The 16,271-nt window shown below is 71.3% G+C and carries 11 protein-coding genes; 8 read left to right on the top strand and 3 right to left on the bottom strand.

Annotation, left to right across the window (positions count from 1 at the left end):
- Positions 1-110: 110 nt before the first annotated feature.
- From smc to AB0A65_RS07685, 3 genes are read left to right on the top strand one after another with little or no spacing between them, the layout of a single operon-like run.
- Positions 111-3,653: a chromosome segregation protein SMC gene (gene smc / locus AB0A65_RS07695; protein WP_359947936.1), complete on the top strand. Its 3,543-nt coding sequence runs from the start codon at positions 111-113 to the stop codon at positions 3,651-3,653.
- A gap of 52 nt (positions 3,654-3,705) precedes the next feature.
- A complete protein-coding gene (gene ftsY / locus AB0A65_RS07690) occupies positions 3,706-4,836 on the top strand; it encodes a signal recognition particle-docking protein FtsY (RefSeq protein WP_359947933.1) in 1,131 nt (376 codons plus the stop codon).
- A 28-nt stretch (positions 4,837-4,864) separates the two neighbouring features.
- Complete coding sequence (locus AB0A65_RS07685) at positions 4,865-5,653, top strand: aminoglycoside phosphotransferase family protein (protein ID WP_091053185.1); 789 nt, start codon at positions 4,865-4,867, stop codon at positions 5,651-5,653.
- A 311-nt stretch (positions 5,654-5,964) separates the two neighbouring features.
- Here AB0A65_RS07685 and AB0A65_RS07680 read toward each other — a convergent pair whose 3' ends face one another.
- Complete coding sequence (locus AB0A65_RS07680; RefSeq protein WP_359947930.1) at positions 5,965-7,206, bottom strand: transglutaminase domain-containing protein; 1,242 nt, start codon at positions 7,204-7,206, stop codon at positions 5,965-5,967.
- Positions 7,207-7,440: 234 nt separating this feature from the next.
- Between AB0A65_RS07680 and AB0A65_RS07675 the strand changes: the two genes are divergently transcribed.
- A complete protein-coding gene (locus AB0A65_RS07675; protein WP_359947927.1) occupies positions 7,441-7,638 on the top strand; it encodes a hypothetical protein in 198 nt (65 codons plus the stop codon).
- 66 nt (positions 7,639-7,704) lie between these two features.
- Here AB0A65_RS07675 and AB0A65_RS07670 read toward each other — a convergent pair whose 3' ends face one another.
- The gene (locus tag AB0A65_RS07670; RefSeq protein WP_359947924.1) at positions 7,705-9,093 is read right to left on the bottom strand and encodes a cellulase family glycosylhydrolase; all 1,389 of its coding nucleotides are present in this window, start codon (positions 9,091-9,093) and stop codon (positions 7,705-7,707) included.
- Between the two features lie 133 nt (positions 9,094-9,226).
- The gene (locus AB0A65_RS07665) at positions 9,227-10,258 is read right to left on the bottom strand and encodes a LacI family DNA-binding transcriptional regulator (protein WP_359947921.1); all 1,032 of its coding nucleotides are present in this window, start codon (positions 10,256-10,258) and stop codon (positions 9,227-9,229) included.
- 276 nt (positions 10,259-10,534) lie between these two features.
- On the opposite strand from AB0A65_RS07665, the gene AB0A65_RS07660 reads away from it, so the two are divergent.
- Genes AB0A65_RS07660 through AB0A65_RS07645 form a run of 4 tightly spaced genes read left to right on the top strand, consistent with a single transcriptional unit; the run spans position 10,535 to position 16,223 of the window.
- Entirely contained in the window at positions 10,535-11,803 is a 1,269-nt protein-coding gene (locus AB0A65_RS07660; RefSeq protein WP_359947918.1) for an extracellular solute-binding protein, read from the top strand.
- A 60-nt stretch (positions 11,804-11,863) separates the two neighbouring features.
- The gene (locus AB0A65_RS07655) at positions 11,864-12,829 is read left to right on the top strand and encodes a sugar ABC transporter permease (RefSeq protein WP_359947915.1); all 966 of its coding nucleotides are present in this window, start codon (positions 11,864-11,866) and stop codon (positions 12,827-12,829) included.
- On the top strand, positions 12,826-13,770 hold the full coding sequence (locus tag AB0A65_RS07650) for a carbohydrate ABC transporter permease (RefSeq protein WP_359947912.1): 945 nt from the start codon (positions 12,826-12,828) through the stop codon (positions 13,768-13,770). Before AB0A65_RS07655 ends, AB0A65_RS07650 begins: the two co-directional genes overlap by 4 nt.
- Positions 13,771-13,784: 14 nt before the next feature.
- The gene (locus tag AB0A65_RS07645) at positions 13,785-16,223 is read left to right on the top strand and encodes a glycoside hydrolase family 2 protein (RefSeq protein ID WP_359947909.1); all 2,439 of its coding nucleotides are present in this window, start codon (positions 13,785-13,787) and stop codon (positions 16,221-16,223) included.
- Positions 16,224-16,271: the final 48 nt, after the last annotated feature.

Raw genomic sequence — 16,271 nt, 5'->3', positions numbered from 1 at the left:
CGGTCCGGGTTCGTCCTCTTTGAGAGCTTTGATCTCCCCGATCCGGTCACAGCCGCCTTGTAGGCTGGGACGGTCCCGTACCCCGCCGACGCCGACAGCCGGAGCGACCGTTGCACCTGAAGAGCCTCACGCTGAAGGGATTCAAGTCCTTCGCCTCGGCCACTACCCTGCGCTTCGAGCCGGGGATCACCTGCGTCGTCGGCCCGAACGGCTCCGGCAAGTCCAATGTCGTCGACGCCATCGCCTGGGTCCTCGGCGAGCAGGGCGCGAAGTCCCTGCGCGGCGGCAAGATGGAGGACGTCATCTTCGCGGGCACCACCGGCCGCCCCGCGCTCGGCCGCGCCGAGGTCACCCTCACGATCGACAACTCCGACGGCGCGATCCCCATCGACTACTCCGAGGTCTCGATCACCCGCCGCATGTTCCGCTCCGGCGAGGGCGAGTACGAGATCAACGGCGACCGCTGCCGCCTCCTCGACGTGCAGGACCTCCTCTCCGACGCCGGCATCGGCCGCGAGATGCACGTCCTGGTCGGCCAGGGCAAGCTCGACTCCTACCTGCACGCCCGCCCCGAGGACCGCCGCGCGTTCATCGAGGAGGCCGCGGGCGTCCTCAAGCACCGCAAGCGCAAGGAGAAGGCCCTCCGCAAGCTCGAAGGCATGCAGGGCAACCTCGACCGGCTCTCCGACCTCACCGGCGAGCTGCGCCGCCAGCTCAAGCCGCTCGGCCGCCAGGCCGAGCTGGCGCGCCGGGCCCAGACCATCCAGATGGACCTGCGCGAGGCCCGCCTGCGGCTCCTCGCCGACGACCTGTCGTCGCTGCGCTCCAACATCGCGAAGGACCTCGCCGACGAGGAGGCCATCAAGGAGCGCCGCACCGTCCTCGCCGACGAGCACGAGCGCCTCGCCTCCCAGGTCGGCGAAGTCGAGAACGCGCACGCCGCCGACAAGCCGCGCCTGGCCCGCCTCCAGGAGACCTGGTACCGCCTCCAGGCGGTCGCCGAGCGGCTCCGCTCCACCGCGCAGCTCGCCGCCGAGCGCCGCCGCTACCTCGCCGAGGAGCAGGACGACCGCGCCGGACGCGACCCCGAGGTCCTGGAGACCGAGGCGCAGCGCATCCGCGAGCAGGAGATCGAACTGCGCGAAGGCATCGCGGAGGACTCCGAGCGGCTCGCCGCCGCCGTCGAGGCCCGCGAGGAGACCGAGACCGCGCTCAGCGACGCCGAGCAGCGGATCGTCGGCGCCGTCAAGGCCGCCGCCGAGCGCCGCGAGGCCCTCGCGACCCTGCGCGGGCGCGTCGACTCCCTCAAGTCCCGCACCGCCGCCGCCGCAGAGGAACTCGAACGCGCCTCCATCGCGCTCGCCGAAGCGAAGGAGCGCGCCGAGGCCGCCGCCGAGGCGCACGCCGAAGCCGAGGCCGAGAACGAGGCCGTCGAGACCGACTCCGAGTTCGACGACGCCATCGCCGAAGCCAAGGCCCGCACCGCGGCCGCGAAGGCCGAGCTCGACCGCCTCCAGGCCGCCGAGCGCGACGCCGACCGCGAAGCCTCCCAGTGGGCCGCCCGCGAAGAGGCCCTCGCCGTCGGCCTGCGCCGCAAGGACGGCGCGGCCGCACTGCTCTCGCGCGACGACGCCGTCCCCGGAGTCCTCGGGTCCGTGGCCGCGCTGCTCACCGTCAGGCCCGGGTTCGAGCCGGTCCTCGCCGCCGCGCTCGGGCGCCTCGCCGACGCCATCGCCGTCACCGGCCCCGCCACCGCCGCCGAGGCCATCCGCCTCCTGCGCGACGAGGACGGCGGACAGGCCGGTTTCTTGATCGCCGGTGCCCAGACCCAGGTTTCGGTCCCCAGTGGACTCCTCCCGGTCTCCGACACCGTCTCCGCGCCCGCCGAGCTCTCCTCCACCGTGCGCGCCGTCCTCGCCGGGATGGTCGTCGCCGACGACCTCGACGCCGCCCGCGCGATCGTCGAAGCACACCCCGGCCTCACCGCCGTCACCCGCGCTGGTGACGTCCTCGGCGCCGCGACCGCCCACGGCGGCTCCGCGAAGGCCCAGTCCTACATCGAGATCCAGGCCGCCGTCGACGAGGCCCGCGACAAGAAGATCGCCGCCGAGTCGCTCGCCGCGCAGCTCGGCGAGCGCCTCGACGCCGCCCGCGACGCCCACGCCGACGCCGAGGCCGACGCCGAGCAGGTCCGCGGCGCCCAGCGCCAGGCCCAGGCCGCACACAGCGTCGTCGCCCGCCGCCTCGCCGAACTCGGCGCCGCCGCCCGCGGCGCCGAAGCCGAGGTCGCCCGCCTCGCCCAGGCCAAGGACCGCGCCCAGACCGCCCGCGAAGCCGACAGCGCCGGGATCGAAGGACTCGAAGCGCAGCTCGACGAGCTCGAATCGCTCCCCGAGATCGAGGAGCCCTCCACCGACGAGCGCGACGTCCTCTCCCGCCAGCTCGACGCCGCCCGCCAGAACGAGATGGAGACCCGGCTCGCGGTCCGCACCGCCGAGGAGCGCGCCTCCGCGCTCGCCGGACGCGCCGACGCCCTCGCCCGCCAGGCCCAGTCCGAGCGCGCCTCCCGCGCCCGCGCCGAGGCCCGCCGGGCCGCCCGCGCCCGCGGCGCCGCCGTCGCCGCCCTCGTCGCCGAGGCCGCCGAGGAAGCGGGCGTGCGCCTCACCGACTCCCTCGAAGCCGCCGCCATCGAACGCGACACCGTCGCCGCCGAGCAGTCCCGCCGCGAGGCCGCCCTCACCGAGCTGCGCACCCGCGCCGCCGCCACGGCCGCCGAACTCGAACGCATCACCTCCGCGGCCCACCGCGACGAGGTCGCCCGCGCCGAGCAGCGCCTGCGCATCGAAGCGCTCGAAGAGAAGGCCGGGGCCGAGTTCGGCGTCGACATCGAGACCCTCATCGCCGAGTACGGGCCCGACCAGCCCGTGCCGCCCAGCGCCGACGAGGTCAACGCCGCCGCCGAGAAGGGCAAGCCGGAGCCGCACCCGGCCGACTTCGACCGGCCCCTCATGGAGAAGCGCGCCGCCCGCGGCGAACGCGAGCTGAAGCTCCTCGGCAAGGTGAACCCCCTGGCGCTGGAGGAGTTCGCGGCACTCGAAGAGCGGTACAAGTTCCTCAGCGAGCAGCTCGAAGACGTCAAGAAGACCCGCGCCGACCTCACGACGGTCGTCAAGGAGGTGGACGACCGCATCCAGCAGGTCTTCGCCGAGGCGTTCGCCGACACCGCCCGCGAGTTCGAGCACGTCTTCCAGACCGTGTTCCCCGGCGGCGAGGGCCGCATCCTGCTCACCGACCCCGACGACCTGCTCCGCAGCGGCGTCGAGGTCGAGGCCCGCCCGCCCGGCAAGAAGGTCAAGCGGCTCTCGCTCCTCTCGGGCGGGGAGCGGTCGCTGACCGCGCTGGCGCTGCTCGTGGCGATCTTCCGCGCCCGCCCCAGCCCGTTCTACCTGATGGACGAGGTGGAGGCGGCGCTCGACGACGTGAACCTGGGGCGCCTGCTCGACCTGCTGCGCCAGCTCCAGGAGAACTCGCAGCTGCTCATCATCACGCACCAGAAGCGGACGATGGAGATCGGCGACGCGCTGTACGGCGTCACCATGCGCGCCGGTGTCACGCAGGTCATCAGCCAGAAGTTCTCCCGCGAAGAGGAGTAAGGGCAGCCCAGTACAGTGGTTGACGACCGTCGACTCGTGGAGGGCTTTACCTGTGGACAACCTGTGGATCTGGCTGGTCGCGGCCGTCGTCGCGATCGGTGTCGTCGTCGGCGCCGTGCTGGCCGTGCGCGGCCGGTCGAAGCCGGCCGTCGAGGCGCCCGCCGAGGAACCGCAGGTCGAGGCCGCGCCGAAGACCGAGACTCCGGCTGAGGCGCCGCAGCCCGCCGCCCCGGTCATCGAGGCCCCCGAGCCCGTCGCGGGCCGCCTGGTGCGGCTGCGGTCGCGCCTGGCCCGCTCGAACAACGCGCTCGGCAAGGGCCTGCTGGCCCTGCTCGCCAGCGACAAGCTCGACGACGACGTGTGGGACGAGGTCGAGGAGACGCTCCTGACCGCCGACGTCGGCCTGGCCGACACGACCGCGGTCGTCGAGCGCCTGCGCGAGCAGGTCAAGGTCCTCGGCACCCGCGACCCCGAGGAGCTGCGGCGCCTGCTCAAGGCCGAACTGACCGCGGTCCTCGAACCGGACCTCGACCGGTCCATCGCCACCGCCTCGCCCTCCGGCGAGGGCCCCGCGGTGATCCTCATGGTCGGCGTCAACGGCTCCGGGAAGACCACGACCTGCGGCCGCGTCGCCCGGGTGCTCATTGCTGAGGGCAAGTCCGTGGTCATGGGCGCGGCCGACACGTTCCGCGCCGCCGCCGCCGAGCAGCTGGAGACCTGGGGCGCCCGCGTGGGCGCGAGAGTCGTGCGCCGCGAGGCGGGCGCCGACCCGGCGTCCGTCGCGTTCGACGCCGTGAAGGCCGGTGCCGACGACGGCGCCGACGTGGTCCTGGTCGACACCGCGGGCCGCCTCCAGAACAAGGCCGGGCTCATGGACGAGCTCGGGAAGGTCAAGCGCGTCATCGAGAAGCAGGGCCCGGTCGCGGAGACGCTGCTGGTCCTGGACGCGACGACCGGGCAGAACGGCCTCCAGCAGGCGAAGGTCTTCGGCGAGGTCGTGCAGGTGACCGGCATCGTCCTGACCAAGCTCGACGGGTCCGCCAAGGGCGGGATCGTGATCGCGGTTCAGCGGCAGTTGGGGGTACCGGTTAAGCTGGTCGGACTCGGAGAAGGCCCGGACGACCTGGCCCCGTTCGAGGTCGGAGCGTTCGTCGACGCACTCGTCGACGGCGCCGAGAGCTGACACAGCACGCAGGCGCAAGCGGGGACCGGTGAGCCAAGACGAGATTCCGCTGATCGGCGGCAACACGAGCACGGTCATCCGGCTGGGGGACACGGTCCGCCGGAACACCGGACCCTGGACCCCCGCGGTCCACGCCCTGCTCAGGCACCTCGACGGCGCCGGTTTCACCGGCGCGCCGCGGGTCCTGGGCGTCGACGAGCACGCGCGCGAGGTGCTGTCCTTCGTGGAGGGCGAGCCGGGCAAGTACCCGCTCGCGCCGCACTGGACCACCGACGAGACCATGAGCGCGGTCGCGAAGATGCTGCGCATGTACCACGACGCGCAGTACGGCTTCCGGCCGCCGCCCGGTGCGACCTGGCGGTCCTTCGGGCCGCCGCCCCCCGACACCGAGGTGATCTGCCACCACGACGCCGCACCGCACAACGTGGTGTGGCGGCCGGACGGGACGCTGTCGCTCATCGACTTCGACCTGGCGAGCCCCGGCGCGCGGATCTACGACGTTGCGTACGCGGCGTGGACGTGGGTCCCGATCTTCACCGACCGCGACTCGATCACCTTGGGCTGGAAGAAGCCCGACCGGGCGCGGCGGCTGCGGATGTTCGCCGACGCGTACGGGCTCTCCGACCGGGACCGCCAGCGCTTCATCAAGGTCATCCGCAAGCGGATCGTCGACCACATCGAGGGCATCCGCCGGATGGCCCAGGCCGGGGACCCCGCGTTCGAGCGGATCGTGCAGAAGGGGCACCTGCGCCGTCCGGCGCGGGACCTGCGGCTGCTCGACGCCGAGCGGTACATCCTCGACGAGGCCCTGCGCTAGGACGCGAGCCCTCCGCGGAAGCGGAGGGCGAAGACCCGCCGACGAGCCGGGAGCCGGGGGTCTTCGCCCAGGGGAGCGCTCCCAATCGCGATGCGCGGACCCGTCGGAAGGATCGGGCGGATCGTTCGGGGGAGCGCCGGGCTGTGTGCTGGAACAGTGGCGCGGGATGGATTTGAGGGAATTGGAGCAAACCTACCGTGCGAGCGTTTGCCTGTCAATACATCGTCAACTGTCAATATTAAGTGCCTTGGGAGGGCGCCCACGACCCCCTGCGCCCCACCCGTCCCCCTGCGTCGCAGCGGTGCGCCCGCTCAGGCCGCCGTCCACCGCAGTTCGCGGCTCGCCAAGGGCCCGTAGGGGGTCAGCGCCGCCAGGTCCGCCTTGTGCTCGCCCGGCTCGCGGTCGAGGACCCGCGTGAAGCGCCGCTCCGCGTCCTTCGGCGGGGCCGCGATCGGCTCGCCGTTCCACACCCCGCCGACCGCGTACGGGTGCTCGGGCCTGATCCGCACCGCGGGGGCGCCGTCCTGCGCGACCACGCCGACCGCGACGTCCGACAGCCGCGGGTACGCGGACGCGGGCTCGCGCAGCAGCCGCTCCGTGGGGAGCACCTGGCCCTCCTGGAACACCGGCACGAACCCCTCGGGCGCCCACGCCGCGCCCGTCACGGACGCGTGCGCGAAGTACGCCCACCACATCGCCGGGTCCTGGATCGCCTGCCGCGGCCCCACGTGGACCGGCCGCGCGGGCTTCCCCCGGGCCTGGAGCTCGGGGAGGCTCAGCGGCCGCCCGTCCTCGTCGGCCCAGTACGCGCCGTGCTGCCCGTCCAGGAGCACCCACCGGTCCAGGTCGTCGATCCACGCCTCCGCGACGGCGTGCCCCTGCCCGACCCCGTCGTGGTAGTCCCCGCGGCGCAGCCACACCCGCCGGGCCGGGATGCGCAGCGCGTTCAGGCCCTGCGCCAGCACGATCGAGTACTCCACGCACGAGTACCGCGCGCCGAGGGCCACCTGCTCCAGGACGTCCACCGCGTCGCCCGCGTTGATGCGCGCGTTCGCGTGCCGCCACAGCGCCGACGTCCACGCCAGCAGGTCCCGCGCGGTCTGCCACGCGCCCTCCCGCGGCCGCGGCAGCCGGGACGCGAGCTGGCCCTCCCGGTGCGCCTCGATCCGGTCGAGCCGCAGCGGGGCGCCCGTCCCGGGCTCGGGCCACGCGGTGATCCGCAGCGGCGGGGCCGGGACGTTCGCCCTGGCCCGCTCCAGGACCCGGGCCCAGTCCGGGTCCGCGCCGAACGCGGCCGACAGCTCCGGCTCGAACAGGTCCGTCTGGTGGAACCCGGCCTCGATCGCCTCGTCGAGCTTCGCCCGCGCGCCCTTGAGGCCCACCTTGTGGGCCGCGATCGCCAGGGACGGCGCCCACAGGTCGCGCCAGAACTCCGCGTCGGCGCGCAGCGTCTTCTCCAGGTCGAGGAGCGTCCACCACCGCGCGCCCCGCATCGCGTCCTGCGCGACGGTGCGGACGCGCGCGAGTTTCACCGGGGAAGGGGCCTGTGCCATGCGTATGAGGTTAGTCATCCCCGGCGCGGGCGGAAAGGGCGTTGTGCGCGCGGCGGGAGGGCGCTAGAGTGAGCGGCATGATCCTTTAGAAGAGATACGGCCGCTGTGGGCGCGACTGCCGACCGGCCGACCACGATGAGTGCAGCTTCCGCTGGAAGCACGGCCATGAGACGTCGAGCAACGCTCCGTTTCGCGCTCACGTCTCTTCAAGCTCGACCCGAGAAGGGGATCCGCATGACCGACGAGACTCCGGAACCGCAGCAGGACGGCGACGACGCGCCGCTCAACCGCGAGGAGCGACGGGCGCTCGCCCGCGGCAAGAAGTCCGGCAAGGCCGGGCACCAGACGATCGGCGACAAGAAGTCGAAGGTCCGCTCGCAGATGCCGAAGGGCGGGGTCGGCAAGTTCCAGCTCCCGACCAAGAACGGCTGAATTCACAGTGAGCCAAAGCAGAGGCCGCCGGACCGAACGGTCCGGCGGCCTCCGCCGTTCACTTCGCTAGATCGCCTGGCAGGTCACCGTCGGCGTCGCCGCCGGGGTGGACCCTATGAAGCCGAAGACCTCGCGGCTCTGCCCCGAGGCGACGGTGCCGTTCCAGCCCACGTCGGTGGCCGTGACCCCCGCGCCGGAGCTGGTGATCGTCGCGTTCCACGAGGACGTGATGCGGGTCGCGCCCGCCCACGTCCAGGTGAGCCGCCAGCCGTCCAGGGCGGCGCCGGTGGCGGTCACCGTGACCTTGCCCTGCCAGCCCGAGCCCCAGTCGTTCACGACGCCGATCGCGGCGGTGCAGTCGCCGCCGACCGGGCCGCCCGTGGTCGGGCCGTCCGTCGGGGACGAGGTCGGGTCGGTCGGGTCCGGGTCGTCGCCGAAGACCGTGGCCCGCTCGGCCGTGTTCTGGATGCCGTTGGTGGACGTGAAGACCCGCTGGCCCCACGTGGTCAGCGCCGACGGGTTGAAGCTCGTCGTCTGGTCGAGCTCCCCGCCGGTGTTGCCCGAGTAGGACCACGCCAGCCAGCCGATGCCGCGGGCCTGCGCCTGCGACTGGATCGTCTCCCAGGCGACCGTCTGGCCCTGGAACGTGTCGCCGTACTCGCCGACGATGAGCGGGAGGTTCATCTCCTCGAACGCGTCGAAGTAGTCGATGACCGCCTGCGGGTTCGTGTAGACCGCGTACATGTGGATCGAGAACAGCGTGTTGCCGTCCTCGTCGGCGGCCGCGACGGTCTCCGCGTTGTCGCGCATGACGTTCTGCCAGTCCTGGCCCCAGTTCGGGGCGTCCACGACCAGCGTGTGCTCGAAGCCGATGGACCGCATCCGCTCGATCGCGTCCACCGTCTGCTGCGTCCACTGCTGCGGGTTGGTGTTGCCGACCGGCTCGTTGCCGATGTTGATGAGGACGTACGCCTCCTCGCCGTCGAGCACGCTGAACAGGCCCTGCCAGAAGGTGACGGCCTGATCCAGGGTGGCCGCACCCGACTCCTCGCCGTAGCCGGTGGTGTCGTGGACTTCGAGCATGCAGATCAGGCGCTGCGCCTTGCACTCGTCCACGATCTGCTGGACCCGCGCGGCCGTCGAGACGCCCCAGTTGCGCTGGCCGGAGCCGAGGACGACGCGGACGGTGTTCGCGCCGAGGTCCGAGATCTCGCCGTAGCTGGCGAACTCGCCCTGGTACCAGACGTCGGGGTGGGAGGTGCCGCGCATGATGAACGGGTTGCCGTTCGCGTCGATGAGCTGCGTGCCGTCGATCGAGAAGCCGCCCTGCTGGGCGCCGGCCGGGACGAGCTGCCACAGACCGCCGAAGGCGATCGCTATGGCGGCCAGTGCGGCCATGAGCCATCTGCGCATCCGACGCCGTGCCGGGGCGGCGTCGGTCGTGCCGTGTTCCATGGTGATCCCATCTGTAGGTTCGGGTCAGAGGTGAATCGGTTCATCCCGACCTCAACATAGAGAACCATAAATATCGATGGGGTTCAAGACGTGCCTGGGAATTGTCCTGGCAGGAACGACGCCCGACCGCGCGTCAGGGCTTGGCGGGGCCCGTGGAGGCGCGCGGGGAGAGCTGGGCGGGTCGGCACTGAACCGAGAAAGTGCGGTCCGCGTTCGGTTCGGCCCCGATGATCGACAGGAGCGCCTCGGCGCACTGTGAGCCGTAGGCGCTGATGTCGCGCGTCAGGGACGTGAGCGCGGGGTGGGTGAGGCGGCACAGCGGCGAGTCGTCCCAGGCCACGATCGACAGCTGGCCCGGCACGCCGATCCCCAGCTCGTGGGCGACGCCGAGTCCGGCCACGGCCGTGACGTCGTTGTCGTAGATGATCGCGGTGGGGCGCCCGGCCGAGGACAGGATGCGCCTGGTGATGCGCGCGCCCTGCTCGCCGGTGTAGTCGCTGTGGAACGTCTCCATGGACTCCAGGCCCAGGTCGGCGGCGGTCTCGGCGTAGGCGTTGTCGCGGATCTCGGTGTGCAGCAGGTGCGCGAACCCGGCGACGCGGGCGATCCGCCTGTGCCCCAGGGCGTGCAGGTACTCCAGGATCTCGCGGCACGGCTCGGCGTCGTCGTGCCAGACCGCCGGGAGGCGCGCGCCCTCGATGGGCCCGCCCACGGCCACCGCGGGCAGCCCCAGGTCGGCCACGAAGTCGAGCCGCCGGTCCGCGGTGCCCACGTCGCACATGAGGACCCCGTCGACGCGGCGCTCGGCCCACCAGCGCCGGTAGACCTCCAGCTCCTCCTCGACGGTGTCGACGATCTGGAGCGTCAGCCCGAAGGACCCGGCCGAGAGCGTCGCCTCGATGCCGCTGATGAGCTCCATGAAGTAGGGCTCGATGCCGAGCGTGCGGGCCGAGCGGCGCAGCGCGATGCCGACCGCCTGCGCCGAGGACACCGACAGCGAGCGGGCGGCCCGGTTGGGGACGAAGCCCATCTCGGCGGCGATCGCCAGGATCTTCTTGCGGGTGGCCTCGGAGACCCCGGGCCTGCCGTTGAGCGCGTAGGAGACCGCGCCCTTCGACACGCCCGCCGCGGCGGCGATGTCGGCGATGGTCACGCGCCTGGTCATCGGCGGTCCTCTCGGGGGAGATCGGCATGGGCGACCGTCGATGCGGCACCGGTCCGAACTGTAGCGCACGGCCGCTGCGAACCGGTTCAGCCGATGTCATCAAGGTATCGACATGTATCATTTCAATTTGATCACAGTGGCGTCAATACATTGACTGGGCCTGGGCAGACGTATAAGTTCGGGTCACTTATCCGGTTAAGCGATGCGGCGCCGCGGACCCCCGGGCAGTCCCCGCGCGACCGGTGAACCCCTTACATCCGAACGGAGTGATCCACCGTGATCGCGAGAACGAAACGATTCGGAGCGGCGGCCGCGGCCGCGAGCCTGGTGCTCGCCGCAGCCGCCTGCTCCGACGACGGAGGCACCGGCCAGGGCACGTCCATGGACGAGGAGGACGTCGACTCGATCACCATCTGGCACACCGGCGACGCCTCCCAGAAGCCCATGATCGAGGCCGTCGGCGCCGTCTTCGAGGAGGAGACCGGCGTCGCCGTCAACGTCGAGATCATCGACTGGGCCGACGCCCACACCAAGATCCTCACCGCCATCCAGAGCGGCGACGGCCCCGACCTCTTCACCGGCGGCCTCTCCTGGGGCATCGAGTTCGGCGAGCTCGGCGGCCTCTACGACCTCCGCCAGTACGAGTCGGAGAACCTGGAGGACAACGTCATCGACGGCCTCTGGCAGTCCATCGAGTCCCCCGGCGGCGAACTCTACGGCGTCCCCCTCAACATGACCACCTACGCGATGTTCTACCGCTCCGACATCCTGGACGAGAACGGCATCGCCGTCCCCACCACCTGGGACGAGATGGACGCCGCGATCACCCAGCTCCAGGGCGCCGGGTACGCCACCCCGTTCGTCTCCACCTGGGAGCCCATCGGCTGGCTCGACTGGTTCAACTACATGTACGAGGCCGGCGGCTCCCTCTACAGCGACGACTGCTCCGAGGTCACCGTCGACTCGCCCGAGGTCGTCGCGGGCACCGAGTACTGGGCCAAGCGCTTCTCCGAGCAGAACGTGCCCACCGACCAGCCCGACATCTCCGGCTTCGCCAGCGGCGAGTACGTCTTCGCCACCGGCGGCTCCTGGAACTACGACGGCCTCGCCACCGGCTTCCCCGAGCTCGAAGGCAAGTGGAGCTCCGCGCCCCTCCCCGCCGGGCCCGCCAACGCCGGGTCCTTCATCGGCGGCAACGTCATCGGCGTCATGGCCCAGTCCGAGGCCCCCGGCACCTCCGCCGCCTTCATCGACACCGCCTACTCCGACGCCGGAGTCGACGCCATGCTCGCCGCGGCCGCCGAGAACAACGTCCTGTGGCTGCCCCCGCGCACCGACAAGGTCATGGACACCCACCTCGACGACGCCAACAAGCAGGCCCTGACCGAGATCTTCGAGACCTCCGTCGGCCCGCCCAACTGCGCCGGCTGGGAGCCCGCCTCCCCGAACGTGCAGCTCGCCCTCCAGTCCATCGTGCTCGAAGGCGTCCCCGTCGAAGAGGCCCTGGCCAACGCCAAGACCGAGATGGAAGCCACCCTCCAGTAGCCGCGCGGGCGGGGCGCGGCCCGGCGCCGCCCCCGCCCCCTCACCGCCTCGGAGCACCCCTTGACGCTCAACCAGACCGCCCGCCCCGCGAACGAGGCCCCGCCCGAGCCGCCGAAGCGGCGCCCCGGCCACCGGCTCCAGCACTACGGCCCCGCCTACCTCATGCTGCTGCCCTTCGCGGTCCTGTTCGCCGTCTTCCTGATCTACCCGCTCGCCCGCTCGCTCTACTACTCGCTCACCGACTTCAACGCCATCAAGCCGCCCGTGTTCGTCGGCCTCGACAACTTCACCGAGCTCCTCGCCAACGACGACCGCTTCCACAAGGCCATCTGGAACACCTTCAAGTACGTCATCGGCTCGGTCGTCCTCACGATGGTCCTCGGGCTCCTCCTCGCCGTCGCCTTCAAGTCCACGTCCCTGCGCGACCGCCTCCTGCGCACGGTCTTCTTCCTGCCCTCGGTCTCCGCGGGCGTCGGCATCGTCCTGGTCTGGAAGTGGATCTTCATGGTCGACTCCTGGGGCCTCGCCAACACCGTCGTCCGCTTCTTCGGCGGCGACAACCGGTCCTGGCTCGCCGAACCCGCCATGAGCATCCCCATCCTCGTCACCATGGCCGTCTGGGGCGGCGCCGGATACGCGATGGTCCTGTTCGTCGCGGGCATCAACGCCATCCCCGACGAGCTCTACGAGCAGGCGTCCATCGACGGCGCCTCCAAGGCCCGCCAGTTCTGGCACATCACGCTGCCGCTGCTGCGGCCCGTCCTCGTCTTCGTGTTCATCACCTCGACGATCGGCGCGTTCCAGATCTTCGAGCCCGTCTACCTGCTCTGGCGCCGCTCCGCCTCCATCGTCGGCGGCCCACTCGACTCCGCCCTCACGATCGTCCCCTACCTGTACGACATGGGCTTCAACCGCTTCCAGCTCGGCTACGCCTCCGCCATCGCCTGGATCCTGTTCGCCATCATCTTCCTGGTCACCCTCGTCCAGCTGCGCGTCACGAAGACCTTCAAGGAGTTCGACCGATGAGCGTCGAGACCATCAGCGCCGCCGGCACGGTCACCAAGCGGCCCAAGAAGATCAACCTCGGCGCCGAACTCGCCCGGCTCCCGCTCTACCTGTGGGCCGTCGTCGTCCTCATCCCCTTCTGGTGGATGATCATCGCCGCGTTCAAGACCGTCCCCGAACTCATGAAGAACCCCCCGACGTTCTTCCCCCGCGACCCCTCGCTCGACTCCTTCTACGACCCGAGCGCCCCCGCCCCCGGCGGCACCCCCAACCCCGACGCCGTCCCCGGCGTGTTCCAGCGCTGGCCCGAGGTCGCGGGCGGGTTCCTGCGGTTCACGCTCAACACGTTCGGCGTCACCGTCATCGTCACCGTCGTGAGCCTGCTCATCGCCTCGCTCGCCGCGTACATGCTCACCAAGACCAACGCGCCCGGCCGCCGCACCGTCTTCGTCGTCATCATCTCCTCGATGATGATCCCGTGGCAGGTCAGCCTCATCCCCAACTACCTGCTCACCTCCGACCTCGGCATGACCGACTCCTACCTCGGCTACATCGTCCCGGGCCTGGCCAAGTCGTTCGTGGTGTTCTTCCTCGTGCAGTACCTGCGGTCGATCCCCGACGAACTCGTGCACGCCGCGCGCGTCGACGGGGCCAGCGAGTGGCGCATCTGGTGGCAGATCGTGCTGCCGCTGCTGCGGCCCGCGCTGGCGGCCATGGCGATCTTCGTGGCCCTGGGGGAGTGGAACAACTTCCTGTGGCCGCTCATCATCATCCGCGACGAGGACCTGTTCAACCTGCCCATCGCGCTGTCGAACCTGAGCAACGCGATCGTGTCCAGCCCGGGGTCGATGGGCGTCGCGATGGCCGCCTCGATGCTGGCTACGCTGCCGACAGTCGTGTTCTTCTTTCTCTTCCAGAAGCACTTCATCAAAGGCATCGCTCTCTCCGGAATCAAGGCATAGGACTAGGAGCTTCATTGAGCGCCAAGCGAACCCTGCACGAAGGCTGGACCGTCACCGGGGACCCCGGGACGCTCCCCGCCGTCGCGGCGATCCCGGCGACGGTCCCCGGGGAGGTCGTCTCCGACCTCCTCGCCGCGGGCCTCGTCGCCGACCCGTACACCGACGAGGCGGAACGCGACCTCGCGTGGGTCGGCCGCCGCGACTGGACGTACCGGACCGCCTTCGACTTCGCGGCGGGCGACGAGGACCGGATCGACCTGGTCTTCGACGGCCTCGACACCGTCGCGCAGGTCCGCCTCAACGGGACCGCCGTCGGCGAGACGGCGAACATGCACCGCCGCTACCGCTTCGACGCGCGGGAGGCGGTCCGCGAGGGCGTCAACGAACTCGAAATCGCGTTCACCTCCCCGTACGCGTACGCCGAGGCCCAGCGCGACCGGCTCGGCGACCGCCCCAACGCCTACCCCGAGCCCGGGAACTTCATCCGCAAGGCCGCCTGCAACTTCGGCTGGGACTGGGGCCCGAACCTCGCGGGCGTCGGCATCTGGCGCCCGGTGCGCCTGGAGACCTGGAAGACCGCGCGGATCGCCGAGGTCGTGCCGCGCGCCACTGTCGAGGTCGCCGACCGCGTCTTCACCGGCGTCGTCGAGTTCACCGTGGACCTCCAGCGCGCCGACGACGCGGAGCTCGAACTCGTCTGCACCGCAGGCGGTTACACCACCACCATGGCCGTTCCGGCGGGCGCCGGGTCCGCTCTGGCCCGCGTCGAGGTCCCGAACCCGCAGCCGTGGTGGCCGCACAACCGCGGCGGGCAGCCGCTCTACGACGTGGCGGTGTCGCTGCGCTCCGGCGGCGGGGAGCTCGACTCCTGGACGAGCCGGATCGGCTTCCGCACCGTGCAGCTCGACACCGAGCCCGACGCCGACGGCCGCCCGTACACGCTCAAGATCAACGGCCGGGCCGTGTGGGTCAAGGGGGTCAACTGGATCCCCGACGAGGCCCTGTTCAGCCGCATCGACCCCGCGCGCATCGAACGGCGCCTGAGGCAGGCCGTCGCCGCCGGGATCGACTACATCCGCGTGTGGGGCGGCGGGGTCTACGAGTCCGAGGACTTCTACCGGCTCTGCGACGAACTCGGCCTCATGGTCGGCCAGGACTTCCTGTTCGCCTGCGCCGCCTACCCCGAGGAGGAGCCGTTCCGGTCCGAAGTGGAGGCCGAGGCCCGCGACAACCTCGCCCGCCTCGCCCCGCATCCGAGCCTCGTCACGTGGACCGGCAACAACGAGAACATCTGGGGCTGGCACGACTGGGACTGGCAGGAGCCGCTCGGCGAGCTCACCTGGGGCGCCGGGTACTACCACGACCTCCTCCCGAAGCTCGTCTCCGAAGTGGACGGCACCCGCCCGTACTGGCCCGGCAGCCCGTACTCCGGTGCGCGCGAACTGCACCCGAACGAGCAGGCGCACGCGTCCGTCCACATCTGGGACGTGTGGAACGAGGAGGACTACGCGCACTACCGCGACTGGCGGCCGCGCTTCGTCGCCGAGTTCGGCTACCAGGCGCCCCCGACGTGGGCCACGGTGCGGCGCATGACGACCGACGAGCCGCTCCAGGCGGAGACGCCGAGCATGCTGTGGCACCAGAAGGCCGACGACGGCCAGGCGAAGCTCCAGCGCGGCCTCGACGCGCACCTCCCGCCCGTGCGCGACTTCGACGACTGGCTGTACTTCACGCAGGTCAACCAGGCCCGCGCGATCCGCCTCGGCATCGAGCACTTCCGCGCCCTCCAGCCGTACTGCACCGGCTCGGTCGTCTGGCAGCTCAACGACTGCTGGCCCGTCACCTCCTGGGCCGCCATCGACGGCGAGGAGCGACTCAAACCGCTCTGGTACTCCCTCAGGGACGCCTACGCCGACCGCATCGCGACCTTCCAGCCCCACGAGGACGGCGTGAAACTCGTCCTGGTCAACGACTCCGACACCCCCTGGAGCTCGGTCGTCGGCTTCTGGAAGTGCACCGCCCAGGGCCGCATCAACGGCCGCGCCCTCCTCACCATCGGCGTCCCGGCCCGCGACACGGCCGAACTCGTCCTCGACGCCCAGGTCGCCCCCAAACCCGGCGAGTTCCTCGTGACCGGCCGCGAGGACTTCCCCCGCGCCACCTGGTTCACCAAGGAGGACAAGGACATGGACTGGCCCACCGCCGAGTTCACCGCCGAGACCGCCACGTTCCCCGGCGGCGTCCAGGTCACGATCACCGCCGAGACCGTCCTCCGCGACCTCTGCATCTTCGCCGACCGCCTCGACCCCGACGCCGCGGTCGACAAGGCCCTCGTCACCCTCATCCCCGGCGAGCAGGCCGTCTTCACCGTCACCAGCGAGAAGATCGCCGCCTCCCCGACCCTGACGGCAGCCCTGACGACGAAACCGGTCCTCCGCGCCATCAATGACTGACGCACCGACGAAGAACCGGCCCGCAGCGAACGCTGCGGGCCGGTTCGG

Source organism: Glycomyces sp. NPDC047010 (genome assembly GCF_040644205.1).
Taxonomy (GTDB): Bacteria; Actinomycetota; Actinomycetes; order Mycobacteriales; family Micromonosporaceae; genus Glycomyces.
The sequence above is the reverse complement of the archived record's forward strand: the minus strand, read 5'-3'. Positions and strand labels throughout refer to the sequence as shown.